Raw genomic sequence first — 269 nt, forward strand, 5'->3', positions numbered from 1 at the left:
GGCGCACCGAAGCCCGCAGCGCAGGTATCGACCGCCCCGCTGGCGTAGCCCGATCCTTCCAAGTCAGCTTGTACAAGGTCGAGCCAGCCAAGTCCGTCTTTGCTCGCAACCTGCTCGCCAAAGATGACTGCAGGTCGGCAGTTTTGAATAAGCCAGTGGAAGTGCGGCCATAAGTGCCGCTCGTCAGCAAACCCATCTCCTTTGCCTGCCGCGCTGAAAGGTTGGCAGGGACAAGAACCTGTCCAGACAGGACGCTCATCTGGCCATCC

At 60.2% G+C, this 269-nt stretch carries 1 protein-coding gene; it reads right to left on the reverse strand.

Annotated elements, in window-relative coordinates:
* Positions 1-269: DNA cytosine methyltransferase (locus tag Q5762_RS40215; RefSeq protein WP_399495606.1), on the reverse strand; the 269-nt coding region annotated here is incomplete at both ends.

The organism is Streptomyces sp. P9(2023), from assembly GCF_032436795.1.
Taxonomy (GTDB): domain Bacteria; phylum Actinomycetota; class Actinomycetes; order Streptomycetales; family Streptomycetaceae; genus Streptomyces.